At 43.3% G+C, this 25,540-nt stretch carries 24 protein-coding genes and 24 tRNA genes; 39 read left to right on the top strand and 9 right to left on the bottom strand.

From position 1 onward, the window contains the following. The first annotated feature begins 28 nt into the window (after nt 1-28). The 6 genes from V7K48_RS08000 (at nt 29) to petJ (ending at nt 4,201) form a co-directional block, all read left to right on the top strand. Nucleotides 29-937, top strand: a complete 909-nt coding sequence (locus tag V7K48_RS08000; RefSeq protein ID WP_335071249.1) for a carbohydrate ABC transporter permease — start codon at nt 29-31, stop codon at nt 935-937. Next, on the top strand, nt 934-1,770 hold the full coding sequence (locus tag V7K48_RS08005; RefSeq protein ID WP_335071251.1) for a carbohydrate ABC transporter permease: 837 nt from the start codon (nt 934-936) through the stop codon (nt 1,768-1,770). Before V7K48_RS08000 ends, V7K48_RS08005 begins: the two co-directional genes overlap by 4 nt. Nucleotides 1,771-1,954: 184 nt before the next feature. After that, the gene (locus V7K48_RS08010) at nt 1,955-2,170 is read left to right on the top strand and encodes a hypothetical protein (RefSeq protein ID WP_334968501.1); all 216 of its coding nucleotides are present in this window, start codon (nt 1,955-1,957) and stop codon (nt 2,168-2,170) included. 133 nt (nt 2,171-2,303) lie between these two features. Further along, complete coding sequence (psbV, locus tag V7K48_RS08015) at nt 2,304-2,795, top strand: photosystem II cytochrome c-550 (RefSeq protein WP_335071365.1); 492 nt, start codon at nt 2,304-2,306, stop codon at nt 2,793-2,795. Nucleotides 2,796-3,192: 397 nt separating this feature from the next. Further along, nucleotides 3,193-3,612 carry a plastocyanin gene (gene petE / locus V7K48_RS08020; RefSeq protein WP_335071253.1) on the top strand — a complete coding sequence of 140 codons (420 nt, stop codon included), beginning with the start codon at nt 3,193-3,195 and terminating at the stop codon, nt 3,610-3,612. Between the two features lie 244 nt (nt 3,613-3,856). Next, a complete protein-coding gene (gene petJ, locus V7K48_RS08025; RefSeq protein WP_335071255.1) occupies nt 3,857-4,201 on the top strand; it encodes a cytochrome c6 PetJ in 345 nt (114 codons plus the stop codon). 469 nt (nt 4,202-4,670) lie between these two features. Here the strand turns inward: petJ and V7K48_RS08030 are convergent, their stop codons facing one another. Next, complete coding sequence (locus tag V7K48_RS08030; protein ID WP_335071257.1) at nt 4,671-6,191, bottom strand: hypothetical protein; 1,521 nt, start codon at nt 6,189-6,191, stop codon at nt 4,671-4,673. Nucleotides 6,192-6,810: 619 nt separating this feature from the next. On the opposite strand from V7K48_RS08030, the gene V7K48_RS08035 reads away from it, so the two are divergent. Both V7K48_RS08035 and V7K48_RS08040 read left to right on the top strand, forming a co-directional pair. Further along, on the top strand, nt 6,811-7,506 hold the full coding sequence (locus tag V7K48_RS08035; protein ID WP_335071259.1) for an esterase/lipase family protein: 696 nt from the start codon (nt 6,811-6,813) through the stop codon (nt 7,504-7,506). Nucleotides 7,507-7,606: 100 nt separating this feature from the next. Further along, the gene (locus V7K48_RS08040) at nt 7,607-8,266 is read left to right on the top strand and encodes a cytochrome b N-terminal domain-containing protein (protein WP_335071261.1); all 660 of its coding nucleotides are present in this window, start codon (nt 7,607-7,609) and stop codon (nt 8,264-8,266) included. Nucleotides 8,267-8,336: 70 nt separating this feature from the next. On the opposite strand, the gene V7K48_RS08045 is transcribed toward V7K48_RS08040, so the two are convergent. Further along, nucleotides 8,337-10,256 (bottom strand): cation:proton antiporter, encoded by a 1,920-nt coding sequence (locus V7K48_RS08045; protein ID WP_335071263.1) that lies wholly within the window; start codon nt 10,254-10,256, stop codon nt 8,337-8,339. Nucleotides 10,257-10,581: 325 nt separating this feature from the next. Between V7K48_RS08045 and V7K48_RS08050 the strand changes: the two genes are divergently transcribed. Beyond that, nucleotides 10,582-10,654 (top strand) — tRNA-Glu (locus V7K48_RS08050). 88 nt (nt 10,655-10,742) lie between these two features. On the opposite strand, the gene V7K48_RS08055 is transcribed toward V7K48_RS08050, so the two are convergent. From V7K48_RS08055 to V7K48_RS08075, 5 genes are all read right to left on the bottom strand, one after another. Then, nucleotides 10,743-11,351 (bottom strand): SRPBCC family protein, encoded by a 609-nt coding sequence (locus tag V7K48_RS08055; RefSeq protein ID WP_335071265.1) that lies wholly within the window; start codon nt 11,349-11,351, stop codon nt 10,743-10,745. An 8-nt stretch (nt 11,352-11,359) separates the two neighbouring features. Then, entirely contained in the window at nt 11,360-13,375 is a 2,016-nt protein-coding gene (locus V7K48_RS08060) for a GAF domain-containing sensor histidine kinase (protein ID WP_335071267.1), read from the bottom strand. Then, entirely contained in the window at nt 13,335-13,499 is a 165-nt protein-coding gene (locus V7K48_RS08065; RefSeq protein WP_334968520.1) for a hypothetical protein, read from the bottom strand. The genes V7K48_RS08060 and V7K48_RS08065 overlap by 41 nt, the downstream gene beginning before the upstream one ends. A 208-nt stretch (nt 13,500-13,707) precedes the next feature. Continuing rightward, nucleotides 13,708-13,947 (bottom strand): hypothetical protein, encoded by a 240-nt coding sequence (locus V7K48_RS08070; RefSeq protein ID WP_335071269.1) that lies wholly within the window; start codon nt 13,945-13,947, stop codon nt 13,708-13,710. Nucleotides 13,948-14,045: 98 nt separating this feature from the next. Continuing rightward, nucleotides 14,046-14,381: a hypothetical protein gene (locus V7K48_RS08075; RefSeq protein ID WP_273765967.1), complete on the bottom strand. Its 336-nt coding sequence runs from the start codon at nt 14,379-14,381 to the stop codon at nt 14,046-14,048. 71 nt (nt 14,382-14,452) lie between these two features. Here V7K48_RS08075 and V7K48_RS08080 point away from each other — a divergent pair, with 71 nt between their 5' ends. The 3 genes from V7K48_RS08080 to V7K48_RS08090 all read left to right on the top strand — a co-directional run bounded on the left by V7K48_RS08080 (nt 14,453) and on the right by V7K48_RS08090 (nt 15,731). After that, on the top strand, nt 14,453-14,701 hold the full coding sequence (locus V7K48_RS08080; protein WP_335071272.1) for a hypothetical protein: 249 nt from the start codon (nt 14,453-14,455) through the stop codon (nt 14,699-14,701). Nucleotides 14,702-14,815: 114 nt separating this feature from the next. Next, nucleotides 14,816-15,322 (top strand): HNH endonuclease, encoded by a 507-nt coding sequence (locus V7K48_RS08085; RefSeq protein WP_335071368.1) that lies wholly within the window; start codon nt 14,816-14,818, stop codon nt 15,320-15,322. 16 nt (nt 15,323-15,338) lie between these two features. Further along, nucleotides 15,339-15,731 (top strand): alr0857 family protein, encoded by a 393-nt coding sequence (locus tag V7K48_RS08090; protein ID WP_335071274.1) that lies wholly within the window; start codon nt 15,339-15,341, stop codon nt 15,729-15,731. A gap of 34 nt (nt 15,732-15,765) precedes the next feature. On the opposite strand, the gene V7K48_RS08095 is transcribed toward V7K48_RS08090, so the two are convergent. After that, on the bottom strand, nt 15,766-16,617 hold the full coding sequence (locus V7K48_RS08095) for a polysaccharide deacetylase family protein (protein ID WP_335071276.1): 852 nt from the start codon (nt 16,615-16,617) through the stop codon (nt 15,766-15,768). 193 nt (nt 16,618-16,810) lie between these two features. On the opposite strand from V7K48_RS08095, the gene V7K48_RS08100 reads away from it, so the two are divergent. The 24 genes from V7K48_RS08100 to V7K48_RS08215 all read left to right on the top strand — a co-directional run bounded on the left by V7K48_RS08100 (nt 16,811) and on the right by V7K48_RS08215 (nt 20,040). Beyond that, nucleotides 16,811-17,005: a hypothetical protein gene (locus V7K48_RS08100; RefSeq protein WP_335071278.1), complete on the top strand. Its 195-nt coding sequence runs from the start codon at nt 16,811-16,813 to the stop codon at nt 17,003-17,005. Between the two features lie 118 nt (nt 17,006-17,123). Further along, nucleotides 17,124-17,216: transfer RNA gene (locus V7K48_RS08105), tRNA-Asp, on the top strand. Between the two features lie 4 nt (nt 17,217-17,220). Then, nucleotides 17,221-17,296 (top strand) — tRNA-Glu (locus V7K48_RS08110). 3 nt (nt 17,297-17,299) lie between these two features. Next, nucleotides 17,300-17,372 (top strand) — tRNA-Cys (locus V7K48_RS08115). Between the two features lie 10 nt (nt 17,373-17,382). After that, nucleotides 17,383-17,458, top strand: a tRNA-Met gene (locus V7K48_RS08120). A gap of 3 nt (nt 17,459-17,461) precedes the next feature. Then, nucleotides 17,462-17,533 (top strand) — tRNA-Trp (locus tag V7K48_RS08125). A 72-nt stretch (nt 17,534-17,605) separates the two neighbouring features. Next, a tRNA-Glu gene (locus tag V7K48_RS08130) sits at nt 17,606-17,676 on the top strand. A gap of 7 nt (nt 17,677-17,683) precedes the next feature. Further along, a tRNA-Tyr gene (locus V7K48_RS08135) sits at nt 17,684-17,766 on the top strand. A 4-nt stretch (nt 17,767-17,770) separates the two neighbouring features. Continuing rightward, nucleotides 17,771-17,862: transfer RNA gene (locus tag V7K48_RS08140), tRNA-Ser, on the top strand. Nucleotides 17,863-17,866: 4 nt separating this feature from the next. Then, nucleotides 17,867-17,941, top strand: a tRNA-Arg gene (locus tag V7K48_RS08145). 21 nt (nt 17,942-17,962) lie between these two features. Beyond that, nucleotides 17,963-18,037: transfer RNA gene (locus tag V7K48_RS08150), tRNA-Phe, on the top strand. Nucleotides 18,038-18,043: 6 nt separating this feature from the next. Continuing rightward, nucleotides 18,044-18,144 (top strand) — tRNA-Asn (locus V7K48_RS08155). Between the two features lie 5 nt (nt 18,145-18,149). Then, a tRNA-Gln gene (locus V7K48_RS08160) sits at nt 18,150-18,222 on the top strand. Between the two features lie 3 nt (nt 18,223-18,225). Beyond that, nucleotides 18,226-18,301: transfer RNA gene (locus V7K48_RS08165), tRNA-Gln, on the top strand. A gap of 6 nt (nt 18,302-18,307) precedes the next feature. Next, nucleotides 18,308-18,384: transfer RNA gene (locus tag V7K48_RS08170), tRNA-Leu, on the top strand. A gap of 6 nt (nt 18,385-18,390) precedes the next feature. Then, a tRNA-Leu gene (locus tag V7K48_RS08175) sits at nt 18,391-18,468 on the top strand. Nucleotide 18,469: 1 nt separating this feature from the next. Then, nucleotides 18,470-18,542: transfer RNA gene (locus tag V7K48_RS08180), tRNA-Pro, on the top strand. 6 nt (nt 18,543-18,548) lie between these two features. Continuing rightward, nucleotides 18,549-18,623: transfer RNA gene (locus V7K48_RS08185), tRNA-Leu, on the top strand. 71 nt (nt 18,624-18,694) lie between these two features. After that, nucleotides 18,695-18,767: transfer RNA gene (locus V7K48_RS08190), tRNA-Leu, on the top strand. Nucleotides 18,768-18,862: 95 nt separating this feature from the next. Continuing rightward, nucleotides 18,863-18,935: transfer RNA gene (locus tag V7K48_RS08195), tRNA-Thr, on the top strand. 149 nt (nt 18,936-19,084) lie between these two features. Then, nucleotides 19,085-19,158: transfer RNA gene (locus V7K48_RS08200), tRNA-Gly, on the top strand. Between the two features lie 163 nt (nt 19,159-19,321). Continuing rightward, nucleotides 19,322-19,395 (top strand) — tRNA-Ala (locus tag V7K48_RS08205). 21 nt (nt 19,396-19,416) lie between these two features. Further along, nucleotides 19,417-19,490: transfer RNA gene (locus V7K48_RS08210), tRNA-His, on the top strand. Between the two features lie 479 nt (nt 19,491-19,969). Then, nucleotides 19,970-20,040 (top strand) — tRNA-Lys (locus V7K48_RS08215). Here V7K48_RS08215 and V7K48_RS08220 read toward each other — a convergent pair. Further along, the gene (locus V7K48_RS08220; RefSeq protein WP_335071280.1) at nt 20,041-21,129 is read right to left on the bottom strand and encodes a glycoside hydrolase family 3 protein; all 1,089 of its coding nucleotides are present in this window, start codon (nt 21,127-21,129) and stop codon (nt 20,041-20,043) included. A gap of 396 nt (nt 21,130-21,525) precedes the next feature. Here V7K48_RS08220 and V7K48_RS08225 point away from each other — a divergent pair, with 396 nt between their 5' ends. The 3 genes from V7K48_RS08225 (at nt 21,526) to crtB (ending at nt 25,328) form a co-directional block, all read left to right on the top strand. Further along, nucleotides 21,526-22,482 (top strand): hypothetical protein, encoded by a 957-nt coding sequence (locus tag V7K48_RS08225; protein WP_335071282.1) that lies wholly within the window; start codon nt 21,526-21,528, stop codon nt 22,480-22,482. A gap of 490 nt (nt 22,483-22,972) precedes the next feature. Beyond that, a complete protein-coding gene (gene pds / locus V7K48_RS08230; RefSeq protein WP_335071284.1) occupies nt 22,973-24,412 on the top strand; it encodes a 15-cis-phytoene desaturase in 1,440 nt (479 codons plus the stop codon). Beyond that, nucleotides 24,396-25,328, top strand: coding sequence for a 15-cis-phytoene synthase CrtB (crtB, locus tag V7K48_RS08235; RefSeq protein ID WP_335071287.1), 933 nt, complete (start codon nt 24,396-24,398; stop codon nt 25,326-25,328). The genes pds and crtB overlap by 17 nt, the downstream gene beginning before the upstream one ends. The last annotated feature ends 212 nt before the right edge of the window (nt 25,329-25,540 follow it).

Here is a 25,540-nt window from a genome sequence, read left to right on the forward strand (position 1 = left end):
TAGTACGAGATTAGGTGGAGGTTCAGTAGTGTTTGAAATCAGCAGGCGGCGGAGTAATCCTAGATGGAACATCACAGAAGACTTGGCTGGGTATATGTTTATAATGCCCACCATTCTAGTCTTAGGAACTTTTGTAGTCTTACCCATTCTCTACGCCATTTTTCTTTCCCTGCAAAAAGTTCAACTTCTCGGCGGTATTGAGTACGAGTTCATTGGTTTTCGGAACTTCACGCGATTAGCTGAAGATGAAAGGGTTTGGATTGCTTTGAGAAACACAGCAGAATATGTAGCCATTGTTGTGCCAATTCAAACAGTCCTAGCTTTAATTCTGGCGGTAACTTTGAATTCTGGGATTCGTGGTAAAAACTGGTGGCGTATCCTCTACTTTTTGCCTACAGTCACTTCTTCAGCAGTGCTGACGCTTATCTTTATGTGGATTTATAACACTGATGGGCTACTAAACGATTTTCTCACTTTTGTGGGGCTACCTACTTATAACTGGTTGGGTGATCCCGCAGTTGCGCTCAAAGGAATTATGATCATGAACATTTGGTCAACCGCGCCGTTTTTCATGGTGATTTATCTGGCGGCGTTGCAGGATATACCCCAAACACTTTATGAGGCGGCCCAACTCGATGGCGCAAATTGGTGGCAGCAATTTACCTACATTACTCTTCCCTTGCTTAAGCCTGTAACCTTCTTTGTGGTAACAGTAGGGGTGATTGGGACTTTTCAACTTTTTGACCAGTCTTACATCTTTTCTGGGGGTACTGGCGGGCCAAACAACGCTACTTTAACTGTGGTGCTGCTAATTTACCAAGCTGTGTTTCGGAATTTACAAATGGGATATGCAGCTGCGATCGCATTTTTGTTAGCGGCAGTGATTATTGCCATCACTTTGATTCAGCGGCGACTTTTTGGAGGCGAACGGATTTGACTAACATCTCTGGCTTATCCTGGCTGAAAGTCTTGTTGTACGTCTTGCTGACACTCTATGCGATCGTCACCCTTATTCCCTTTCTCTGGGCACTTTCAGCGTCATTTAAACCGCTAACAGAGATTGTCAGTGGTGAATCCAACTTTCTCCCCAAGAATTTTACTCTCGATAACTACAGGCAAATCTTTCTGCAAGAACCGCTGTTTTGGCACTGGTTGTTCAACAGTGTGGTGATTGCCGTCAGCGTCACGCTTTTAAATTTATTGTTAAATTCAATGGCTGGTTATGCTTTAGCAAGACTGCGTTTTGTGGGCAAACGCTTTTGGTTCTTCCTAATCTTGGCAGTACTGGCAGTACCAGCGCAAATCACCCTAATTCCGACATTTTTGATTTTGAAAGCGATCGGCTGGCTGAATTCTTACCAAGGCATGATTGTGCCTAGCATGGTTAATGCCACTTTTATCTTCATGATGCGGCAGTTTTTCGTTAATTTTCCTAAAGAACTAGAAGAAGCAGCTCAACTCGATGGCTTAAATACCTTTGGAATTTTTCGACATATTGTCTTACCTTTGGCAAAACCAGCACTAGCAGCCCAGGCAGTTTTTGTGTTCATGGGAAGTTGGAATAATTTCTTACTGCCTATAGTTATCCTATTTGACCCAGAAATGTTTACTCTCCCCTTAGGGCTGAACACCTTCAAAGGTCAATACATCAGCTATTGGAACTACATTATGGCGGCTTCTATGGTCTTCACCCTGCCGGCTTTAGGCATTTACGCCTTTTTTAATCGTTACTTTATTCAAAGCGTCACTTTTACCGGGGGAAAGGGTTAATAGGCATAGGACATTGGGCATGGAGCATTGGAAAACTCTTCCCCCCTGCTCCCCTGCTCCCCTGCCCCCCCTGCCCTCTTTCCCCCTCCCGATCCCCAAACCGTATTTTGGGCGATAAATTGCACTCCTAACGTGATATTGGTATTACAGCGACTCAATCTCTATTTATCAGTTAACAAGCATTATGGGTTTTGCAGACCTATCAATCGCAGAGATAGCAGCCGACTACAGCATTCCTGTAGAAAAAGTGTTTTCTCTGTGCAACCAACTGGGAATCGCCTACAAACACCAAAAGACCCGTTTGGCGTTAGAAGATGCAAAGGCAATTATTTCCCAAATATCGTCTGAAATACGCCCAAAAGGTACTAGCAACTTGGTGGGTGATCACGAGATCACCTGAAGGGTTATCTCGGACTTTGGCTAATCACTGATAGCTAATGACAAAAAACAATGAGTCATTAGCAATTAGTAGCTTGGAGATTGAGAATCGCTTTCTTAGCTGTGTTGAGCGTCATAAATTTTTAAGGGGAAACATGTTTAGAAGACTAATTGGCGTTGTTGTGGTTACTGTTTTTCTCTCGTTTCAGTTGATTGTCAGTAGCGCGACAGCAGTGGAATTGGACAAAGCTACCCGAACAGTGCCATTAAATACTCAGGGTGAGGTTACCGTACTCAGCCTTAAACAAGTCAAAGAAGGCAAACGTTTATTTAATTACGCTTGTGCCCAATGTCATGCTGGGGGAGTTACCAAGACAAACCAGAACGTGGGACTCACTCCAGAAGACCTGGCACTGGCAACACCCAACCGTAACAACGTTGAAGGCTTGGTGGATTACCTGAAAAATCCTACTACTTACGACGGGGAAGAAGAGATTTCTGAAATACACCCTAGTATCAAAAGCGCAGATATTTTCACAGCAATGCGAAATCTGACGGATGATAACTTGGAGGCGATCGCCGGTCATATTCTTTTACAACCCAAAATCGTTGGCACTAAGTGGGGAGGCGGAAAAATCTATTACTAAATCCTGTAATTAGTACTGAGTCATTGGGTATTGGGTGCTGGGGATTGGGGATTGGAAAGAATTCAGTCTCTAGTCCCCAATCCCAACTTTTCAGCAAAGTTTAGCTGCTTTCATTTTTACAGCAGCATAAAATGTTCCTATTGGGAGACAAAAAATTAAAAAAAAAACCAGGATATTCCTAAAGAAAAAATAAAAGTCTCTTATTTTACTGTTTACCTTTATTCACAGGCTTTTTGGGCTATGGCAGTCTAGTATTTATTACTGATTCCACAGCTTTTTGTAATAAATTCCTCCCAATTATTAAAAAAAAAATTGTATCTATGACAGATTGTCATATTTGGTGTTGATTTTATTTAAAATGAGAAAAGGAAAAAAATTATTTTGTTAGGAGAGAGCCATGAAATTGATTTCAGCAAGCTGGCGACGCCTTGGTTTAGCTGTATTAACAATCCTTTTAGTTGTTAGCAGCTTCGCTGTTTTTACTCCCAGCGCTTCGGCTGAAACTTACCAGGTGAAATTGGGTAGCGATAAAGGACTGCTGGCATTTGAACCGAAAAAGTTGACAATTAAACCAGGTGACACAATTGAATGGGTGAACAATAAAGTTCCTCCCCATAATGTTGTATTTGATCCTGCCAAAAACCCCGATAAGAGCGCTGATTTAGCAAAATCTCTGTCTCATAAGAAGTTGCTCATGAGTCCTGGTCAAAAGGAAACAACCACCTTTGCAGCAGACGCACCTGCTGGTGACTACACCTTCTACTGTGAACCTCACCGTGGTGCTGGCATGGTTGGTAAAATCACTGTCCAAGGCTAGAAACACTAACCTTTGATACAAGGTAATTTCTCAGTGAAATTAGCTCATAGCAACACGTCACACTCCTAGAGTGATACACAAAATGCATAAATGGCGGTAACGAGTCCTATCCTCCCCTAAGACGCTAAACAGCCTATGGCGATGGAAGGGGTGAACTCGTTACCGCCAATTTTGATCAAATTTGACTTAATCAGGAATTAATCACGTTTATACTCTTGCTGGAGGCTTGTTGCGAGGAAATTTCTTGAGAATACTTTTATTAATTCTGTTGTTAGCGATCGCCCAATTCAAATTGACATTCATTAGTCCAGCACTAGCTGCCGAAACATCTAACGGTGCTAAAATTTTCGATGCTAACTGCGCTTCTTGCCATATAGGTGGCGGTAACATCCTTGTTAACCAGAAAACCTTGAAAAAGGAAGCATTGTCAAAGTACCTAGAAAATTATAATAGCGACTCAATCGAGGCGATTATCCATCAAGTGCAAAATGGAAAAAATGCCATGCCTGCCTTTAAAAGCAAGTTAAGTCCTGAAGAAATTCTGGAGGTAGCTGCTTACGTTTTTCAGAATGCAGAACAAGGCTGGTAAACTAGCTATACTGTCTAGTTCTTGTGGGGTGAGCGTCTCGCCCGCCAGTAATTAAAGGCGAGACGCCTACCCCACAACATTGGAGAATTTATTTGTTAGAAATACCTGAATGTATTTATAGATATTAGGACTTACGCATTGACAGAAAAGTCAAAATAGCGGTTATGATTTTCAGTGCTTCTAGCCTGATTTTTCTATTCCTCACCAAGCGATCGCAACCAACGAACGGCCTTTATAAAAGCCTGAAATAACGTATTTGCGTTGATACACAAGATGATTCGTTTGTACAGTGCGTAAGTCCTAGATATAACCTTCTAACAAACTTCAAAGTTAGTTATATATATGACGAACTAACGATCGCCAGTTCGTCAACTGCTAAAAACCATATTTTAAAGATGAATGATAAATTCACAATTTTTATCATTTATGGCTTTTAGCTTGTTCTTAATCCAGAATCACCCGCTGGTGATTATTTTTCTGGATTAGACTTCTGTCTGTTTTCCTTTACTTCGCGCAACAGTTCTACTAATTTTTGATCCGATTCAGCAGAGAGTGTAGGCTGATTACTATTGACTTTTGGTAGCAATAACGGTTCGGAAGTAGTAGATGCCGATGAAGGCGTAAGCTGGTTATTTTTGATTGGCAGTTCAGATAATGGTTTAGAAGTAACTGCTGGTGAGGGCGTAGGTTGATTGCTATTGATTCCCGGCGAAAATAATGGTTTAAAAGTACCTGTCGGAAAGGATGCAGGCTGGTTATTTCTGATTCGCAGATCAGGTAATGGTTTAAAAGTAGCTGTTGGTGATCGGGTAAGCTGATTGTTATTGATTCCCGGTACAGATAATTGAGTAGTCCCAGTGATGTTGCTAGTATTATTTTGGAAACTTAGGTTAAATGGATAGGAACTTATCCGTTTATCTCCCTTGGGGGATTGCTTATTGAAGTATTCCCTTGCTTTAACAAGCAATTCCGGGGAAACTAACTTGTTTTGAAACTTAATATCTAAGACTTTACCATCAGGATCGACCACTAATACACCCAAAACAGCACCTTCAAGATTCGGCTTATCTGTAGGTAATGTTTGGCGAATGACTGGTTTTTGTTCAGCGTTGGGGTATTCTTGCTGGACTTCTTTTCTCAGGTTTGCGTAGGAGTCTAGCTGTGCTATCGCCAGTTGAGTTCCTTTTCCAGATAAATCGCGTGTCTTAAGCGTGGTTCCCCTAGTTAGGGTTAAGCTATCCCCAGCCCTTGGAGCTTGTCTTAGAGAATTTCTCAGCGGGTTTTGAGCAATTCTAAACGCATCATTACCCGATTGGATCATTTGTGAAGTTGTATTTCCCTGTGCTGTTGCAATGGGGGTAGTGTCAGATAGGTTAGGAGATTGGGCATTCCGCAGAATATCATCAGGTATTTGCTGCGACTGCAATTCTGGCAACCTATTTACAGCCAGCGGCTTAGGTGGCTTATATTTGGTATTACTATTATTCAAACGAGGAACTGATGGAACTGATGGAGAGAATTTGGCGCTGGTATTGAATTTAGAACTGTCAAATTTAGAGGCGTCAAATCGCAAATTTTCACTAGGAATCATCCGCAAAGACTGCCTTGTAGGCAAGGAAGAGACTCGATAGTTATTCGATGATGCGGGTAGTGGAGGCAGTACTAGCTGACTGGATGCCGGTGGCGCCAATGGCGGCAATATAGTAGTTTGGGCGCTAAAGTTCGGAGCAGAAAGTGGCGCTACTGGCGGAAATTGTTGTAAACCAAGTTTGGATGTGCTTTGCGGCAAACGGTTTTGATCGGCTTGGCTCAGTTCCAAAAGTCCGACTGTTTTGGATGATGCTGTTTCTTTGGGCTTGTTAGACTCCATAGGCATCAATGGCACAATCATGGCAATCGCACCGTGGATGCCAAGAGAGGCTATAGCTGCTATCCCAATTGGCTGGCTTAGGATTTCTGGTATATTTTTCAACAGGGAGACGTAAGACATAACTGTTATCGTTCACTCGGCTCAGTTGCAGTTGACTAGCGATTTTCTCTTTTTGACTATGTTGCAATATCTTGCAACAGATGCTTCCCTCTAAGGAAATAATAACTTCCTATGCTGGCAATCAAAACGCCAAAATTGCCATTTATTCAAGTTTTTAATTGATCAATGACGCTGGGTCATATCTTCCAATTTGAGCTTGCTAAAGGGATTTTTAAAAAATTACTACTTTTGATTTTTTATTGTTATAACGCACACAATTAAAATTAATATCTCGGATATTTATTAAAGCTTAAGTGAACACACAAGTGTGAGCTGATCACAACATCTGCTGAAGTTGCCTTGTTTTTTCTACTGTTTTTCAGTCAACTACGCTTCTGTAATAGATGGCACACCTGCTTGTCCGAGACAAGTCCCTATGTAAAAATACTACCACATCAGCAGCCCCTAAAACTGTTGCAAATTGTACAATTTTACTGAGATTCTAGTCCTAAACCCCACCAAAGCTATTTGGGTTTTTTTAGAAGGAGTCTGTCATGCGCTCGCAATTCTAGCTCCTGAATCATGACTACTTCTTCGTCAAAAAAGTTCAAGCCCTGAATAATTGCATCCAAAATTTAAAATGCCTTTACCGACAGTTATTTTGCCTGGATATCTAGAAAGCGCGATCGCTTACCGCCAACTAGAACAAGCCCTACAACAGTTAGATTTTCCCACAGTTACAGTCCCACTGCGACGCCGTGACTGGCTACCCACTATTGGAGGAAGACCAATAACGCCGATTCTGCAACAACTCGATCTGACGATCAAGCATACATTGCAGCAACATAATGCTACTCAAATTAACTTGATTGGTCACTCAGCCGGAGGTTGGATATCCCGCATTTACATGGGAGAAAAACCCTATTTAGCACGCGGTAATGTCAAACCATCCCTTTGGGAAGCGCATCCTCTAGTTGCTACTTTCATCACCTTGGGTACACCCCACATTAGCCAAGAACGCTGGACACGCTCCAATTTAGATTTTGTCACCAATAACTATCCAGGAGCTTTTTACAAAAATGTTCGTTACGTTTGTGTGGCTGGCAAAACTATCTTTGGAGAAAGGCGGCCTGGTAGCTGGTTAGCTTACAGTAGTTACCAATTAACCTGTGGCAAAGGTAACACTTGGGGAGATGGAATCACGCCTATCGAAGCTGCTCACCTAGAAGGGGCAGAAAATCTGGTGATTGAAGGTGTGAGGCATTCTCCGAGAAGTCCTGGGATTTGGTATGGTTCAGCAGAACCCTTAAAAGCTTGGGTACAATATTTAATTTAAAAAACTTGATCTTTTTCTAAGAAATGCAACATTTATTAATATTTCTTAGCTACAATCGTAACAAGAATAAATACCTAGCTAAGAACAGGAGGGGTGAGCCATGCAAAGCACCCAGTTCGATAGGATGTTGCGACGAGTAGCGACGATATTATCGGTCGTAATTGTGACTTTGTGCTTAATTTATGTGTCTACCGGAGTTTTGCTGTCTTTTTACTATCAACCGACAGCAGGTGGAGCTTATAACTCCTTGAAGATGATTAATACACAACTGCCATATGGCTGGTTGTTTCGGAGAGCGCATGATATTGCTGGTAATGCAGTAATTGCGATCGCTCTAATTCAAATTGTGGTGATGTTTTTAAGTCGGCAATTTCGCAAGAGTTGGCTGGCTGCTTGGATTAGCGGGATTTTGTTGACCTTAAGTGCGATCGGGCTGGACTGGACAGCGATGATCTTAGATTGGACTCAAGAAGGATACTGGCGTTTTAACATTGAGTTGGGAACTATCGAAGCTATTCCTTTCGTTGGTGGACAACTACGCGACATCTTGACTGGGGGTGGAGCGATTAATACAGTTACTGTCGAACACCTTTACACAATACACAGTTATCTAATTTCGATGACGACGCTAATTCTTGCCATAGTTCATCTATCTGCTTTACTCTGGCAAGAATGGCAAATGTATCAAGAAGCGCCAAGACCAGAAATTGCTAATTTGCAACAACCACCAGAAGGCGAATTTGTTTCTTCCCAAAGCTAATAAAAAGTCAAGAGTTAGAAATTCTTCCCTTGCTTCCCATGCCCCGATGCCCCCTCTGCCCTCCATCCCCTCATCCCCCAGGAGCCTCACTAGCGGAAAATTGAGATAATTGAGCCAGGGATAGGTCTTCAACCTCTGGTAACTTTTCTAGAGCAAGGGGAGTGGATTGGGTAGCACCAGATAAGCGTTTTAAAAGGCTAGGTCTGGGGTCATGTAACAGGTAAATAATCTGATCGCCAACTTCCCACTCTTGGTTAGCTGGCATTACTTGTAAGCGTTCTTCTCGTTCTACTAATAGCGGTATTAACACCCCAGTCCGAATCTTTTCTTGGATGTGATCGCATTGAGTAGAAAATTCTGACTCATTCAGCGTGGTTGTTCCCAGCTTGACTCGCCCATCATTCAGATATTCATTCCAAGTTTTAATTGCTAAGTCTGGAATAAAAGCTTGATTAACTTTATTACTAACCGAGGTACTAGCTTGTGGATCACGCGGGAAAACAGCTAAGACACGCGGTGGCTTAAACTCCTCAGCTGCCCTTTGAGCCAAAACAAAATTAACCTCACCATTACTTGTCATAGCTAAAAAAGTACCCATAGAGGCAAGTCCTGCCTCTTCCAAAACAGCAGCATCCAGCGCACTGCTAGCAATCACGCGGAGATTTTGTGCCTCAGCTTGGACAAGACATTGCGGGTCAGTATCAATCATGACTACGTTTTCTCCCCGTTCTTGAAAGAACCGGGCAATCAAAAGACTCAAGGGATTACAACCCACAATCACTGCCCCAGTTATGTCTTTGGAGGTGATTTGCAGCCATTTAGCAATCCAGCCAGCTGTTAGCCCTTGACAGACAACAGTCATGATAATTGTCAGGAAGACTAGAGCTTTGATGGAATCACCGCCGTTAATGCCGCGCTGGGTTAGGGAAATTGCAAAAAAAGAAGCTACGGAGGCGGCAACAATTCCTCTAGGAGCAACCCAGCTTAAAAACAGTTTCTGTCGCCAGTTTAGGTCACTGTTCCAGGTACACAAGAGGATATTAATCGGGCGAACAACAAACATTAATACCAAAACAGTGAATAAACTACCCCAACCCAAAGCAAACACACTAGCAATGGATAAGTCAGCAGCTAATAAGATAAATAGCACCGAGACGCTGAGAATTGTCAGCTGACCCTTGAAGCTCCGTAACAGACGTTCTTCTGGGACTGAGGAGTTAGCAAATACTGCTCCTGCAACTACTGTTGTCATTACTCCCGATTCACTGCGGATAATTTGCGATAAGGTAAACAGGCTCCAAAGTATCGCCAACACCACTAAGTTTTTTAACTCGAATGACAGAAAACTGGCGCGTTTGAAAATCAAACTCATCAAATAACCGCCAGCACCCCCAATCGCCGCACCAACGCCCAGGCGCATCAGTAAACCGACAATTGCATTGATCGGGCCAGCATCGCCGTTCAAAATGGTATCGAGGACAACGAAGGCGAGGATAGCCCCTACAGGGTCAATTAAAACCCCTTCTCCTTCCAAAAGTGTTGCCACTTGCCGATCTACATTGATTTGTTTGAGCAAAGGGCCAACGACGGTTGGGCCTGTAACCACGACTATGGAAGCATAGAGAAAAGCTATGTTCCAGGGAAATTCACCCAGCCAGTGAGCAGCCATACTCCCACCAAGCAATGTGAGCAGCGTTCCGAGAGTGACGAGCAATTGTAAGCTGACTGAAACTCTACCTAACTCTCGCAGATCCAAGTTAAGTCCGCCTTCAAACAAAATTATTGCCGTTGCTAGAGCGACAATAACTTCCAGTCCAGTACCTAGCAAATAGGGATGCAACAGCCCTATGCCATCAGAGCCAAAGAGGATACCCAACAGCAATAACAAGACGATACTGGGTATGCGAAAGTATGCAGCCAGCACCTGAGCGCTAATGCCTGCAAGGACAGCGATCGCCATCTGTAGGGTAATTTCAAAAGATGCTTCCATGTTGTAGATTTTGAGCGATTTATTTCAAAATCTTTGGTAAAAAATCGTAGACATTAACTCTACAGGGTACAACATCATACCCTTTGTCCTTTCCTGAATTTAGCATTTTTGCAATCTGTATATCCTCCAAATTCCGAGCCTTGGACGCTGATGCATCCTGCCGCTGATCACAGAAGTGTCTGCGGAATTCTTTTTGTGTCTCCATATCTTTGTATCTTCTGCAAGTTTTTGCCTCCACCTAGTTTAGCTGTCACAAACTTTTTTTGGCAAAAGCTGTTGACAACGGCAAGGAAATTCGTTACCTTATAAAAGGTCTGAGTCCGATGCCCCCATCGTCTAGAGGCCTAGGACACCTCCCTTTCACGGAGGTAACGGGGATTCGAATTCCCCTGGGGGTACTTAAAAGCAATAAAAAAAAAAGTGTTTTTTGCTCGAAATCTACTAAGCAAAACTATCATTCAGGATTTTTCCTGAATGATAATTTAACTAGACACAAGGTTTTTTGCTGGCTAACTCTTCTACACGTTGGTGAATAGCCAGAAGATTTAACTGCAAATCTTTACTTAAGCGGTTTTCAATGATTCCTACTGGCATAGTGAGTTTAGGCCAAACTTGAATTGTATAGCACAGATTTGTTCCTATATCCTCACCGAGGGAATAAGGCTCTAAGCACCAGCTACCAGAAAAGCCTTTAAAATCTCCCTCTACCATCCGGAAATTAATTTCTTTAGGGAAGTACTCTTCCAGATCCAAAACTACCCGCGCCCAAAAGTTGAAATTTAGTAAGCGCTGGGAGCCTACTTGCTCCAGTCGAATACCACCATTGGGATGCTCAATTAAACGACTCTTGGCGAGGTTGGGGATGAAGTCAGGCAAGGCTTCATAATCTGTCAGAACCTTCCAGATTTGTTCCACTGGTTGGGGAATTTGGACTTTAGCACTAATTTGTCGCTGTCGCTCTGCTATTTTTTCAATTTGAACTTCTACCTTAACTGACAAAGCAACTGCGTCAGTAGGTAAATCCTCTTCTAGGTTGGTGTCATCGCTAGGAGACTGGAAATCAGGGTTCTCTGTTGTGTTCTGTTTTTTAGTCACTTTCCGAATTATGGTTTGCCTTCGTCAGAAAATTGGGGCAGAGTCAGGGTGAAGCAAATTTCGCTTTGTTCAGAATCCGATATTTGGACACTTTCAACAGCGATCGCCCCATTCAGATGCTGGACTAAAGACTTAACTAAAGCAAGTCCTAAGCCAGTTCCTGGAGTCCAGCGCCCTTTTCCACGACGGAACTTGTCAAAAATGTAGGTGGCTTCTTCTTCGGAGATGGCACGTCCTATATTCGTCACCTTCATGATAACCTGATCAATTTGTTGATTAACTCGGTGAGCAGCTTGCAAGTGGACGATGGTATCAGGCTGTGAGTATTTATAGACATTTGTTAACAACTCTTGGAAAATGCGGTCAAAACTCTCCAGTTCAGTTTGCAGTTTTAACGACTCCTGTGGTAAATCTACAGAAATCTTTAATCCTTTTTCTGCGAGCTTTTTCTCAAAAGATGCTGCTATATCCTGGATTCTAGTATTTAAATCTATAGTTTTTAATTGTGGAGCTTCGTGAGGCGACTCTAGTTTCTGGAGTGTCAACAAGTCATCAATCAAGTTGATTTCCTTTGTACATTCCTCTTCAAGGATATCCAGGTATTTAACCTGACGCTCTGGTGCTATTCCTGGCAAACGTAAGTTCCGAATTGACATCCGCATATTTGTCAGGGGATAGCGCAAGCGATCGCTCATGTTGCTCAAAAATTCATCTTTGAGTTCGTTAAGTTTCCGCAGTTGCTCAACATATTGCCGGGTTCTTTCATGCAATTTTGCCTGGAGTTCCAGACTACTCTGAAGTTTCGCCGTCCGTTCATCTACCAAAGTTTGGACTTGGCGCAATGTCTGTGACTGAATTATGGCGTTACTCACTTGAGCACAAACCATTTCCACAAGATTTAATTCTGCTTGCCAATTGCGAGTAACGGCTTGCTGTAGCACCAAAAATCCTAAGATTTTACCTTGACTCTCTAATGGCACTAATAATACCGCAGGCAATTCCTCGACTGCAAATAATGGAGCAGCTGTCGAGGTATCATTTTGGTCTGTATAGTCATCAAAGATTACTGCTTTTCCAGAATCCATGAAGGCACGCTGGCACAAACCACACTCTGAAACCAAGAAAGACTGAGCTAAGGTGTCTAGTTTACTAGTGCGGAGACTTTGTGTTTCCTTAGCCCATTTACCGATCACGGTAGCTTTGGCTTTAGGAATTTGTTTTTTAGCTTGAGTCCTAAATAGTGGATCTGTATATTTCAGTAGTATAAGCAAACCCCGATCTGCCTGTAAAGATTCGGCAGTCGAGGCGATAACTAACTGGAGCATTTGATTAAGCTCCAAGTTGCTACGACTCAGTATAGTTAATTGCTTGATCAAGTTTTGATACTGATTGCTTTTTTGCAGGTGCTGCTCTTGATGAGCAATTAGTTGAGCTTGTGCTACGCGAGAAAAAGCGATCGCGCAAGCCGACTCCACTTCTTGGAGCAATTGTTTTTCTGATTCACTCCAATCATAGGGTTGGAATTTAATCAGACTAATCACTCCATTATTATTGCCACCAAGCCGGGTAGGAATTGCCAAAACTGCTTTTAACGGTAGTGGCAAATATTGACAACCAATTACCAGACTGTTGTGAATCAGGGAAATGTCTTCAATAGTCAATGGTTCAGCAGCACATTGCAGCACTGGCGAGTGCATAAGCAACTGTTCCATTGAAAACATCTCTTCTGGGTGTGGCAACCCTAAATACTCATCAGCACACCAATTAATAGCAGTCGCTTCGTCGGATGTTTCACCCGTTACTGAAACCAAGCAGCAACAATCTACTTGAAAGACAATTCCTAGCAATTGGGCAATATCTTGCAGTATGAATGCCGTCGCCGAGCTATTGGCAATGATTTGGTTAATCTTTTGTACTAACTGGTGGGCAGGTTCTTCCTGATGCTGCATCAGCTTGACTTGGTAAGGTTGTAGTCGATCTACGTCATCTACGTACTGTGGCGGCGACCATAAAGGCTTTTTCATTCCTGGCTTGCCCTCGGATAATAACCCATTGTTTTTGCACCCAACCTCTTGGCATATTCTTCACCGTTAGTTGTGTTGCTACACCTTGATAGTTGACAAATCTTGTATGAACACTTTCTCTCACCTGTTATAGCCCTTTTCTATGGCAGATGGTCAAGTTACTGCTATATCAAGTAAATTGCTACATAGGTGATCAGATACTTAGGATATATTAAAATGCCCCATCCAGATGATTTTTGGCTGTTTTATCTTCTTTATATTCAGATGATTGACTAACTTTGACCGAGAATATCCTGTCTTTAAGTATACATAAACCGTAATTTATCTGTTATCTAAGCAGAATCCGTTAACTTTAACAGTAAAAATACTGAATTAATCAAAAAAATTTCGTAATATTTATTTAAAATTTTCTCCACTTCCCAAGCTACTCTTTTATCTGTGTGACTCTCAATAAAATCTAAATAAGCCAGAATTTCAAAAAAATCTGACTTAGAACCGATCCGAAAACTCTCATGTTCTATAGAGCCAAGTGGAATGTAGACACAAAGTGCTTCCCTGACATTTGTGATCATCGCTGTAGACTGAGATTCTAACCTATGGAAACTTAAATTTTGAATGCAGCCCAATTACTTAGTAAAAATAACTGAGCCGCATTCGTCTGAATATAAGACTATCCAGCCAAACTCTCAACACTCAGAGGAACCATATCGCCATTCCTTGTCAGTCCTAACAACATTGGTTGTTGGGGTTGAATTAGTTGACCTGTCAACACACAGCGTTCTTCCTGCTGAGCTGTGGCAGCGATGCTAGCTCGAATGTCGGTTCGCGAAAATCGAGGCTTCCACTCACCTGATTTTTGCTGGACATAATTCCAAAGGATATCTCGGATCAGAGCTTGATATCCCTGATTCCCAGCTATTTCTTTGAGTTTATCTTTGAGTTCCCGCTCTAGGCGGATGCTGGTAACTTCCATATCGGTGGTTGGGGTGCGAGCAATCGTGTGCATCACTTTTTCTCCTTAAAGGTATAGACAGGATAGTAATACAAGTGTAGTATGTTTAAAGGAATGTTCAATAGGTGAAATTTTCTGTGAAATCCATTTACCCCATCTCTACTTCTTTGTGCGCTACCAATTGCCGAGCTGGTTGGGAATCAGCTGCTATGGAAGTGGAGTATTTATTTATGGGCGATGGTAGCCGAAATCATGGGCAAATCACAGAGGGTAATTATGATTCTAGACATCTCAGCATTATTGCACTGATTGCAAAACCAGAACTAGATGAAGAAAGCGGGGGGTACAGACAAAGAAATGCTGTACCGATATGAGACCAGAAAATTTTCCGGTCAATTCTAACCCCCGCTTCACCGAAAACTTGAAGCGGGGGTTTTTTTATAAGGAGTTAAGCTGTGACGATATCTTCGATGCGCGGCGCGAACGCAATGCAAGTGTTAGAGCAATCTGTGGTGGTATTTTCTCAAAATTACTTGCCACTGTGTCGGGTGAATATCAAGCGGGCGATTGTGCTGTTAGTAACCAACAAAGCCCAACCGCTGGGTTTTACCACAGAAGGCGGATGGCGAGTTCACTCACCCAGTTTGGTAATTGATGTGCCAAAACACATTCGCTTGACAATCACTTCTAATGAGCGGATGTGGAGAGTTCCGCCAGTGAATCGGCGGGAAGTGTTGCGACGAGACCATCACAGTTGCCAATATTGCGGCAGCAGCAAATATCTAACGCTAGATCATGTGATGCCGCGTTCTAAAGGCGGTTCTCACACTTGGGATAACGTAGTCACAGCTTGTGAAAGATGTAACTCCCGTAAAAGCGATCGCACCTTGTTTGAAGCTGGTATGCAACTGCGTACTAAACCAAAAGCACCAATGCACCCCGCGATTTCTTTTGCTGAACAGTTTTGGATAGATATGCAAGCAAGCCTGGAATAACAGGAGAGCATAAGGAATGCTGAAATTAACTTACACTGAAAGCAGTTTTGATTTAGAATGTCTCACTCTGTCGCTAGAAGAATGGGTAGCGCAGCGAGTGATTTTAGCCCTGCGAGTTGGGCAAAGTTTATGCATTGAACCCAATACCGCTTCCTTTTTGCTTCCTATTGATTTGTCAGGAGTAGAAGTACTCAGGGCTGAGGTAAAAAGAGATGACAGAGGAATTATTGCCCTCTGTACCTGCGATACCGAATATATGGAAGTCACCCTGCGAGGTTCTTGGCTATCAGATAGTTCAAAGGATGCCGTAGGTGTGTTTGTCACCACTATGAGCGATCGCGCTGAGTTCTTTTTGCACAAACTTTGGCAGGAAGCTCAAGAGAACAGTGCTTCTGTGATGAGCGAATAAAGGAAATCATTGGGTGAGGAGAATTTCTCACCCTTTATTGCCCCATTTTTAGAAGTTCGGGAATTGTCACAAATCGGTAGCCTTGCTGTTTGAGTCCGCTGATGATTTGTGGCAAAGCTTCTATAGTTCTTCGGCGATCGCCACCACCATCATGCATCAAAACAATAGAACCTGGTTTGGCGCCTTTCAAGACATTATTTACAAATGCTTGTGGTTTGGCGTGAGGGTCAGTATCGGCTGAAGTTAGCGACCACATAATTACAGCATCTTTCTGGCTTTTAGCGTAAGCGGCTAGTCCGTTGTTTAAAAAGCCGCCAGGAGGACGAAACAGAGCAGTTTTCACTCCTGTAGTTTTGTATATCAGGTCAGCTGTGCGATCAATTTCACTTTTGGCTGTGGCTTCATCCATTCGCCGATACCAATGATGCCAAGTATGGTTACCAATGGCGTATCCTTCAGCTACTTCGCGCTTGGCTAGGTCGGGATTTGTTTGTAAGGCTTGTCCTACCCAAAAGAATGTTGCTTTAACATCATTTTGCTTCAGAATATCCAGCATTTGTAAGGTTGTCTTTGGCCAGGGCCCATCATCAATGCTTAGAGCAATAACCTTCTCGTTGTTCCTGGGATGCACCTGATAAACTGTTTTTCCCTGAAATTTAGCTGGGACTGTAAAGGTAGGGTTTTCTACTTTGGCTGATGGCGATAGTTGGGCATTAATTTGGCCCTTTACTGGATGATTTTGAACTTGTGCAGTATGGCTTTTGCTTAAAGGCTTGTTCAACCCCAATTGTGGGGAAGTGCCTGGAGCCATACTACAAGCTGTAATCGTAGAGGCGATCGCGACAAAACTAATTATCTTTTGTCGCTTGAGGTAGTTGTCTGTCACGTCAGGCTTTTAAAGACTCACCCAATCATAACTGTAGTTTGACTTTTAAGAGGGGTTAGCAAGTTCAAATCTAAGTGCAGAAGCTTTTTTAGACAATTTCAAAAAAACTTTCTAAAACCCCTTGACACTTTTTGTAGTATTTTGTAGTATAAATGTAGTGAAGGGAAGGACAAGCTTCTCAAGAGTCAAAGTCATGTTCTACATACAACTAAAGGACATGCGTTGGAATAAACCAGAGTCCCCAGTCAACAAAGCTGCTCCTACTTGCAAACCATCAGAAGTAAAGGCAAGAAACGAAAAAAGTTCTAAGTTTGCACTCATCCAAACCACTGAATACATCCAGAATATACAACAGGCTTACTACCTAGAGTTTCGGTTGTTTTCCTAACAGTTTCTAACAGTAAAAGCTAATTTTTCTGAACCTTGAAAACTAAATAAGAAATGGGCAAGTTCACCAAAAATCTGTGCCTCAAAACCTAAAAGTTTAGGCACAGATTCCAAAAAATCGGGGTGTAGCTCAACTGGCTAGAGCGTTCCGTTGTCTGCGGAAATGTTGCGGGTACCCTTCGGGAAGCAAGCTACAAATCCCGTCACCCTGGTTGCAGTCCTGTAGGCGAATAGTTTAAGCCATCAGTTTCTCAAACTGAAGATTGCGAGTGCGAATCTCGTCGGACTCCCAAATGGCTGAGTAGCCAAGTGGGCGAAGGCGTCGGTCTGCAAAACCGATATCGTGAGTTCAAATCTCACCTCAGCCTCTGGTGCGATCGCAGCGTAGCTTAACCAGCAAAGCCCCAGGTTCATACCCTGGTTTATGCGGGTGCAAATCCCGTCGCTGCCACCAAATGCAGGGATGGTGTAACGGCAACACCTCGTGACTCCAAATCCGATGTTCTAGGTTCAAATCCTAGTCCCTGTGTCAGACAATTTTGGATTTTAAATTTTTTAATCCAAAATCTAAAATTTAAAATCTAAAATTCAGTCAATTATGCCCTCGTGGACGAATGGTTAAGTCAGTGTTCTTTCAAAGCACAGATGCGAGTTCAATTCTCGTCGAGGGAATGATTATGGGTCGGTGGCCGAGTCTGGCTGAAGGCGACAGTCTGTAAAACTGTTCTTTTTTGCACGCAGGTTCAAATCCTGCTCGACCCACTATGGAGAGGTGGCTGAGTGGCTGAAAGCGGCAGATTGCTAATCTGTTGTACGGCACGCGACTCCGTACCGAGGGTTCAAATCCCTCTCTCTCCGTTTTGAGAGTGTGGTGTAACTGGATAACATCTCAGTTTACGAAACTGAAGACTTGAGGGTTCGATTCCCTCCGCTCTCGTTACATCATCTCTTCTTTTATCCCCCGGTAGCTCAGTTGGTAGTTAGCGCCTGTTTGAAAAACAGGAGGTCGTCGGTTCGATTCCGACCTGGGGGGCTTCGTTGCCTCATAGCTCAATGGTAGAGCAAGCGGCTGTTAACCGCGCGGTTGTAGGTACCCTGCGGGAAGCCGCTTCGCGTCTACGAGTCCTACTGAGGCAGCCATTCATTGCCGGGTGGACGAATTGGTAAGTCGCATCGCTCTGAACGATGAGGTTGCAGGTTCAAACCCTGCCCTGGCAATAAAGCCCTGTGGTGTAATTGGCAACATAGCGCCCTTTGAAGGCGAAGATTCCAGGTTCGAGTCCTGGTGGGGCTGCCAAACTCTGCTCTTGTAGCCTAACTGGAAGAGGCTGCCGTCTCAAAAACGGTATGTTGTGGGTTCAATTCGCACCAAGAGTACCAAAACTTGCTCCTGTAGCCCAATTGGAAGAGGTGGCAGACTTAAAATCTGTTTGTTTGTGGGTTCGACTCCCACCAGGAGTACCAACGGGATGTAATTCAGTGGCGAGAAGCCATGCTTTGGGAGCATGGAGTCGCAGGTTCGAGTCCTGCCATCCCGATATGCCGCTTTCACGGAACGGGGCATAAGTGCTGGAATCAGAGTCCAGATTTTGCAGGTTCAAATCCTGTCGAAAGCACCAAAATATCTAGGTGTAGCGCAGGAGTTTCGGGAACTCCAGGTCGCAGGTTCAATCCCTGCCACTCAGACTTTGCCCTTGTAGCCCAACGGAAGAGGCGCTTCGCTTAGAACGAAGAGGTTGCTGGTTCAAATCCAGTCAGGGGTATTGGTGATTTTGCGGGGATGAAGCAAGAGTGGCTTGGAGGTCTCATAAGCCTCACATCAGCAGGTGCAATTCCTGCCCCCGTCACCAAAAACAGTGCTGGTGTAGCTCAATTGGCAGAGCAACTGACTTGTAATCAGTAGGTTGCAGGTTCAATTCCTGTTACCAGCTTGACTAATGCAGGTGTGATGTAACGGCAGCATGAGACGCTTCCAACGTCTTTGTGCGAGTACCCTTCCCTTCTTTACGAGAGGCTGCGCCAACGGGACGCTCCGCGAACGGGAAGCAAGCTACAAATCTCGCCGTCCGCTCTGAAACTTGCGGGTGTGATGTAGTCGGTAGCATCTAAGTACGCCATACTCAGTGCGTGGGTTCAAGTCCTACCACTCCCGCTTAAACAAGTCAAAAGTTAAAAGTTATAGCTATTTTCAGGTAAATAGACCACATGGTAGGGGCGCAAGGGCTTGCGCCCCTACCATGTGGTTCAAATACTTGAATTCTGCTGTAAAAGTCAAAATCTAATTATTTTTTTTCTTTTTACTTTTTACTTGTTTGATGGGGTCATAGCTCAAATGGCTAGAGCACCTGCCTTGCAAGCAGGAGGTTATGGGTTCAATTCCCATTGATTCCACTCCCATTGATTTCACTGATGGTGTCTGAAGCCAAAGTGGTCGAGGTGCTGGTTTGTGGAACCAGTCATAGCGGGTTCAAGTCCCGTCAGGCACCCCTGAATGGAAGATGCTGCTGAATGGATGGCAACTGGTCTTGAAAACCAGAGTATGGGCAACTGTAGGGGTACCCTACAGGAAGCAAGCTACGATTCCTCCATCTTCCTCTTTTCCACCTGAAGCCGAGAAGCGAGGTGCTGTGCTGATAACACAGAGAGAGGAGGGGCAGTACCTCCCAGGTGGATTTATATCTAATATTGGTGTTACAACGCTTGCAATGTAATACGATCGCAGCGGCTCATTTCTTTATTTACAGGACTTACGCACAGGTAACGGAAAATCGAACCGCAAAGTCCGCAGAGAAGCCAGTGTGCCCTTGGGTTAAGAGACTTGTACCCCTGCTCTTAAGCAAGCTAGCAAGAGCGTCTCCCCTTCTCCCAAAGGGAGAGGCTAGCGCCAAGGGAGAAGCAACTGGCGCGACACGGAGAAATAAGAGTTTCAGAGAGTTCTTGCGTAAGTCTTAATTTAAATTAACCAGGGTGGTTGGCATACCGGCTGTGCAGCGGGCTTTTAACCCGCAGAAATAGGTTCGACCCCTATACCACCCATCATGAATAGGAACTAGCGATCGCTAGTTGTGCATGTTGCAATAGTATATCTTTATCCAAAGCATAGACGGGATATTGCGGTGTTACTGCCAGTAGTTGATCGATTCTTTCTCTGGCTGCTTCCACTACTGATTCGTCTAAGCTGCCCTTACTGAGGGAATCAAGGAAATCTTCAGCAATCTGATAGGTTCTTTCAATAGATGATGAATTGATATTGCGTGAGACAATAAACAAGTCGCAGCCTGCATGAAATGACCGCGCCACAGTACCAGCCTTAGTAAACATATCTGAGATAGCTTTCATATCCAAGTCGTCAGATACAACCACTCCCTTAAAGCCAAGTTCCTCTCTAAGTATGGTTTTGAGGATAGCCTCAGAAAGCGTTGCTGGTACATCAGCATCTATCTTGGGAAATAAGATATGGACAGTCATCATCAAAGGAATCTGTAATTCGATTAGGGCTTTGAAGGGTATAAGTTCTCGAAGTCGCAGGTCTTTTAGAGTCAGATTAAGTATTGGTAGCTCGATATGAGAGTCCTTGCTGGTGTCTCCATGTCCAGGGAAGTGCTTGGCGCATCCCAAAATTCCTGACTCTTGAAGCCCAAGGTAGTAGTCACAGGCACCTTGAGTAGCAGTTTCGGGAGTGTTACCAAAGGCGCGAGGCCCAATCACAGGGTTATTAGGATGGGAAAAAACATCTGCTACAGGTGCCCACGATAAATTTATTCCCAGTGATTTGAGTTCTAATGCTGTGGCTTTTGCTACTTCGCGGGCGTGCGATCGCAGCAACAAGGCATGAGGAAAGCGCGTAATTGGCAGTGGTGTACGAATTACACGCCCTCCTTCATGATCTAGGGTGATGAACATTGAATCACGTTCAGTATATTCTCGTATCTGGCTGTTCAAATCCTTGAAGCTCTCCAGCCAAACCTCATAAGGGATGCCATCCAGAAAATTTTTAGCAAAAAAGATCACCCCAATAGGTCTCAATTCATTGAGTGCACGTTTATCATCATCGCTTAATGTACTACTGGAAATACCTAGAATCAGGTGATGTCCAAAGCGCCTTAGCTCCTGCGATACTGGCATAATCCTTTACCTATGGTTGTGTAGCAAACTACTGGGATGTTCAACCTAGAAGACATAAACCCTGATTCTACACCCTTATGGAGAGTGGGACTTTTAAGAGGCAGAGGGCAGAGGTGCTAAAGGAGAAGAATTTTTTGTTTGTCCCGCTTCTTGAACAATGCCCTATGCTCAATACCCTTCAACCTCTGACTAACTCTTTAAAAAATACTAACTTTGTAAAAAGAAACAGTAAATATACTCTCAGTAAGTATTGTTACTGGTTTTTAACAATTAAAATATATATTACACAGTATTACTTACGCAAGTATAGATTAGTTTTTTCGCAAAAGCATTTTTGCGATACTCCTTTGGAGTCACTCCGTAAACGCATCCTGCTATCTAAATCTCCGGAGACTTATGTCTATAAGTTTATTCAATAACTATCTAGATAGAATTTATTCAAAATTTTATAATATTTGTTATGAAAATTACAAAGGATTGACTAAAAATCCGAGATGGCTTTTCATGCGTAAAATTGCTCGATTTAAAACTGGGCGAGCTATGATGATATTTTTCTTAAAACGTTCAGCTAAATTATATTCACCAGTTTTCAATGAAAGCAATTGTTGTTTTCCAGATGTAAATGTAGATGACGTTGTTAACACCCTAAAAACCGAAGGGTTATATTTGGGAATTAATTTACCCCAAGATGTTGTTAAAGAAATAGTCGAATTTGCTCATTCAACAGTTTGTTATGGTAATAGAAAAACAAATATGGGTTTCTTTTATCATCAAAAGGAACAAGCACAAACTAAGTTAGTAAAACATTTTCTCACTGGTAGTTATTTTAATACGTCTTTGCTCTGCCCTGCTATAAAAAAACTTCAAAATGATCCAAAGTTATTGGCAATAGCTGCTAAATATTTAGATACTCAAGCAGTACATCAAGGAAATCTGATGTGGTGGAGTTTTTCAGGTTACACAATATATCGTCAAAAAAGTCAAGCTGCTCAATTATTTCACTACGATATAGACGATTATCGTTTTCTGAAGTTTTTCTTTTATTTGACTGATGTAGATGATCAAAGCGGTTCTTATGTCTGTGTTCGTGGTAGTCACAATCAGAAAAAGCTATCACATCTTTGGCTACGTAAACGAGAGACAGAGCAAGATATCACCGATTATTTTGGTTCTGAATCTTTAGTAAAAATTTATGGCAAAGCTGGTTTTGGATTTGCGGAAGATCCACTTTGTTTTCATAAAGGAATTACTCCTACTCATAAAGACCGTTTGATATTACAAATAGAATTTGCCCGAACTGACTATGGGATGCAGCACGATTTCCGAGCAGCTTCTCTACTTAAATGTATTTAGTAACTTGTGTGGTAATCAGTTCCTCTTCCTTTTCTACAATTGTAATCTTGCTGCAACAGCAAAATTACTTAAATTAAAATATATTTAGTCTTTATATTTACATTAATTAAATATTTGCCTAAGGAAAGTAACCTGGAAATCAACTAGCAGGCTTTACCAATGCCCCAGACATTTCCTCAGAGTAAATACACGGATTACCAAAGAAATCAACTACTTTAAGATAAGAGTTTGTAACTACTTATTATCATTCAAAGGAATGACTTTTGTTTCTTGACATCAAGTGGGGTAAATCTAGATGAAATGCACGTCGCAAACCCATTGCCAACAATGATATTGGCAATTTATTCTGGTAGGTGTGTCTCAGGTAAAATTCCCTTTTACAGAAGTCTTTTGGGGAAGCGATCGCACAATAACTGCCAAATGTAACGGATTGCAACGTATAATGAGAACGACAAAACCATTAAGAAATATTTAAGGGCATTAGGGTTAAATGCGAGTAGCGATCGCGGGTGCTGGTTTAGCAGGACTTTCCTGCGCGAAATATCTCACAGACGCAGGTCACACTCCCATTGTCTTGGAAAGCCGGGACGTACTGGGTGGTCTTGTTGCGGCGTGGAAAGATTCTGACGGCGACTGGTACGAAACCGGTTTACACGCCTTCTTTGGGGCATACCCCAATATGCTTCAATTGCTCAAGGAGCTGGGCATTGAAGACAGACTCCAGTGGAAAGAGCATACGCTGATTTTTAATCAGCCGGAGATGCCTGGGACAGTATCACGTTTTGATGTTCCAGATATTCCATCTCCCTTCAACGTAATTGCGTCGATTCTTCGCAACAAAGATATGTTGACTTGGGAGCAGAAGATTCGATTTGCAGTTGGCCTACTTCCAGCAGTGGTTCGGGGCCAGAAATATGTTGAAGACATGGACAAGTACAGCTTCTTAGAGTGGTTGAAAAGGCAAGGTGTTGACGAGCGGGTAACTAGTGACGTTTTTATCGCCGCATGTAAAGCGCTCACCTTTATCAATCCTGATGAAGTTTCGGCAACGATCCTATTAACTGCACTGAATCGTTTTCTGCAAGAACGATATGGCTCCAAGATTGCATTTTTGGATGGTTCTCCCACAGAACGGCTATGCAGCCCGATCGTAGATTACATCACAGAACGCGGTGGGGAAGTGCGGTTGAATGCCCCCTTGAAAGAGATTTTGCTCAACACCGATGGCACGGTGAAAGCATACTTGATTCGAGGGTTAAATGGGGCCGAAGATGAAGTTTTCACGGCTGATATGTATGTATCTGCTATTTCAGTTGACCCTTTGAAGGTGATTTTGCCTAAACCTTGGAAGCAAATGGAGTTTTTCAAGAAGCTAGAAGGTTTGGAAGGAGTACCAGTGATTAACCTGCATCTGTGGTTTGACCGGAAACTTACAGAAATTGATCACTTGCTATTTTCGCGATCGCCCCTCCTAAGCGTTTATGCTGATATGAGCAATACCTGCCGTGAATACGCCAACCCCGATCGTTCGATGCTGGAATTAGTTCTAGCTCCGGCAAAAGATTGGATTGCCAAATCCGATGAGGAAATTGTGGCTGCAACGATTGCCGAGTTAGAAAAACTCTTCCCCGACCACTTTGGGGGAGACAATCCAGCAACATTGCTGAAATCTCATGTGGTGAAAACGCCGCGTTCAGTTTACAAAGCGACCCCTGGTCGTCAACAGTACCGTCCTGCACAAGTTACGCCCATTGCCAACTTCTATCTCGCCGGAAGTTATACCATGCAACGCTACTTAGGCAGTATGGAAGGTGCCGTACTTTCTGGTAAGCTGACAGCGCAGGCAATTTCTGAGGCTCTCCCGGTAGCAAATTCCTCAAACCTGCAAACGCTCACCCGACCGCCCGCAACGAATGCTGCAACTGCCTGATTCCCCCCCGCGCATGAAAACGCTGGTCTCTGTAGACGAGTCATACAAACTTTGCCGGCATCTCACAGCAAAGTATGCCAAGACTTTTTATCTGGGTACTTTGCTAATGAGTCCGGTAAAACGTCAATCTATTTGGTCAATTTACGCTTGGTGTCGCCGTACAGATGAATTGGTGGATGGACCCGCATCTGCTATTACCACGCCAGAAACCCTAGACCTATGGGAACAGCAGCTGGAATCGATTTTTGCGGGACGCCCATTAGAAAATTACGATGTAGCTTTAGTTGATACCCTCCAACGCTTTCCGATGGACATTCAGCCCTTTCGGGATATGATTGCCGGTCAGCGCATGGACTTATATCGCAGTCGTTATGAAACCTTTGAGGAGTTATACCTCTACTGTTACCGCGTTGCTGGCACTGTTGGCTTAATGTCAACAGCAGTTATGGGTGTGGATAGCACCATATACACAGCTCCGTGGCGCCAGAACAAACAACCATATATTCCCACAGAAGAAGCGATCGCTTTAGGAATTGCCAATCAACTCACCAACATCCTGCGGGATGTGGGAGAAGATGCCAAACGGGGGCGGATCTACATCCCCCTTGAGGACTTGGCAAAATTCAACTACACCGAGCAAGACTTCTTCAAAGGTGTAGTAGATGAGCGTTGGCGGGCATTGATGCGCTTTCAAATTGATCGGGCTCGCCAATTCTATACCACGTCAGACCAGGGAATTACTTATTTAGCGCCAGATGCCCGTTGGCCCGTGTGGGCAGCATCGATGCTGTACGGTCAAATTTTGGAGGTGATTGAACGCAACAATTATGATGTATTCAGTCGGCGGGCTTACGTTCCCCAGTGGAAAAAGTTACGCACTTTGCCCGTGGCTTGGATGCGATCGCAAGTCCTTTGAGCAATTAGTCATTTGTCGTTGTTGTTACTAATGACCAATGACAGATGACTATTAGACATCTCCGAAAAAGATTTAGTTACCTTAAATTTACATCTAAAATATCACGAAAATTAAGCCTCTCTCCGCTTCGAGGAGAGGTTTGGAAAGGGGTCTTAATTGATTTTCTGAGATGTCTATTGACCATCCCCAACAAATCTGCTAACATTATTACT

Origin of the sequence: Nostoc sp. (genome assembly GCF_036919615.1) — a bacterium.
Classification (GTDB): domain Bacteria; phylum Cyanobacteriota; class Cyanobacteriia; order Cyanobacteriales; family Nostocaceae; genus Nostoc.

What these genes read in the sequence shown, in the direction of transcription:
- V7K48_RS08225 (WP_335071282.1), top strand. Translation starts at nt 21,526, where the DNA reads ATGTCTATAAGTTTATTCAATAACTATCTAGATAGAATTTATTCAAAA.
- pds (WP_335071284.1), top strand. Translation starts at nt 22,973, where the DNA reads ATGCGAGTAGCGATCGCGGGTGCTGGTTTAGCAGGACTTTCCTGCGCG.
- crtB (WP_335071287.1), top strand. Translation starts at nt 24,396, where the DNA reads ATGCTGCAACTGCCTGATTCCCCCCCGCGCATGAAAACGCTGGTCTCT.
- V7K48_RS08090 (WP_335071274.1), top strand. Translation starts at nt 15,339, where the DNA reads ATGCTGAAATTAACTTACACTGAAAGCAGTTTTGATTTAGAATGTCTC.
- V7K48_RS08010 (WP_334968501.1), top strand. Translation starts at nt 1,955, where the DNA reads ATGGGTTTTGCAGACCTATCAATCGCAGAGATAGCAGCCGACTACAGC.
- V7K48_RS08070 (WP_335071269.1), bottom strand. Translation starts at nt 13,947, where the DNA reads ATGATCACAAATGTCAGGGAAGCACTTTGTGTCTACATTCCACTTGGC.
- V7K48_RS08075 (WP_273765967.1), bottom strand. Translation starts at nt 14,381, where the DNA reads ATGCACACGATTGCTCGCACCCCAACCACCGATATGGAAGTTACCAGC.
- V7K48_RS08085 (WP_335071368.1), top strand. Translation starts at nt 14,816, where the DNA reads ATGCAAGTGTTAGAGCAATCTGTGGTGGTATTTTCTCAAAATTACTTG.
- petE (WP_335071253.1), top strand. Translation starts at nt 3,193, where the DNA reads ATGAAATTGATTTCAGCAAGCTGGCGACGCCTTGGTTTAGCTGTATTA.
- psbV (WP_335071365.1), top strand. Translation starts at nt 2,304, where the DNA reads ATGTTTAGAAGACTAATTGGCGTTGTTGTGGTTACTGTTTTTCTCTCG.
- V7K48_RS08060 (WP_335071267.1), bottom strand. Translation starts at nt 13,375, where the DNA reads ATGAAAAAGCCTTTATGGTCGCCGCCACAGTACGTAGATGACGTAGAT.
- V7K48_RS08045 (WP_335071263.1), bottom strand. Translation starts at nt 10,256, where the DNA reads ATGGAAGCATCTTTTGAAATTACCCTACAGATGGCGATCGCTGTCCTT.
- V7K48_RS08030 (WP_335071257.1), bottom strand. Translation starts at nt 6,191, where the DNA reads ATGTCTTACGTCTCCCTGTTGAAAAATATACCAGAAATCCTAAGCCAG.
- V7K48_RS08100 (WP_335071278.1), top strand. Translation starts at nt 16,811, where the DNA reads ATGTTCTACATACAACTAAAGGACATGCGTTGGAATAAACCAGAGTCC.
- V7K48_RS08220 (WP_335071280.1), bottom strand. Translation starts at nt 21,129, where the DNA reads ATGCCAGTATCGCAGGAGCTAAGGCGCTTTGGACATCACCTGATTCTA.
- V7K48_RS08040 (WP_335071261.1), top strand. Translation starts at nt 7,607, where the DNA reads ATGCAAAGCACCCAGTTCGATAGGATGTTGCGACGAGTAGCGACGATA.
- V7K48_RS08035 (WP_335071259.1), top strand. Translation starts at nt 6,811, where the DNA reads ATGCCTTTACCGACAGTTATTTTGCCTGGATATCTAGAAAGCGCGATC.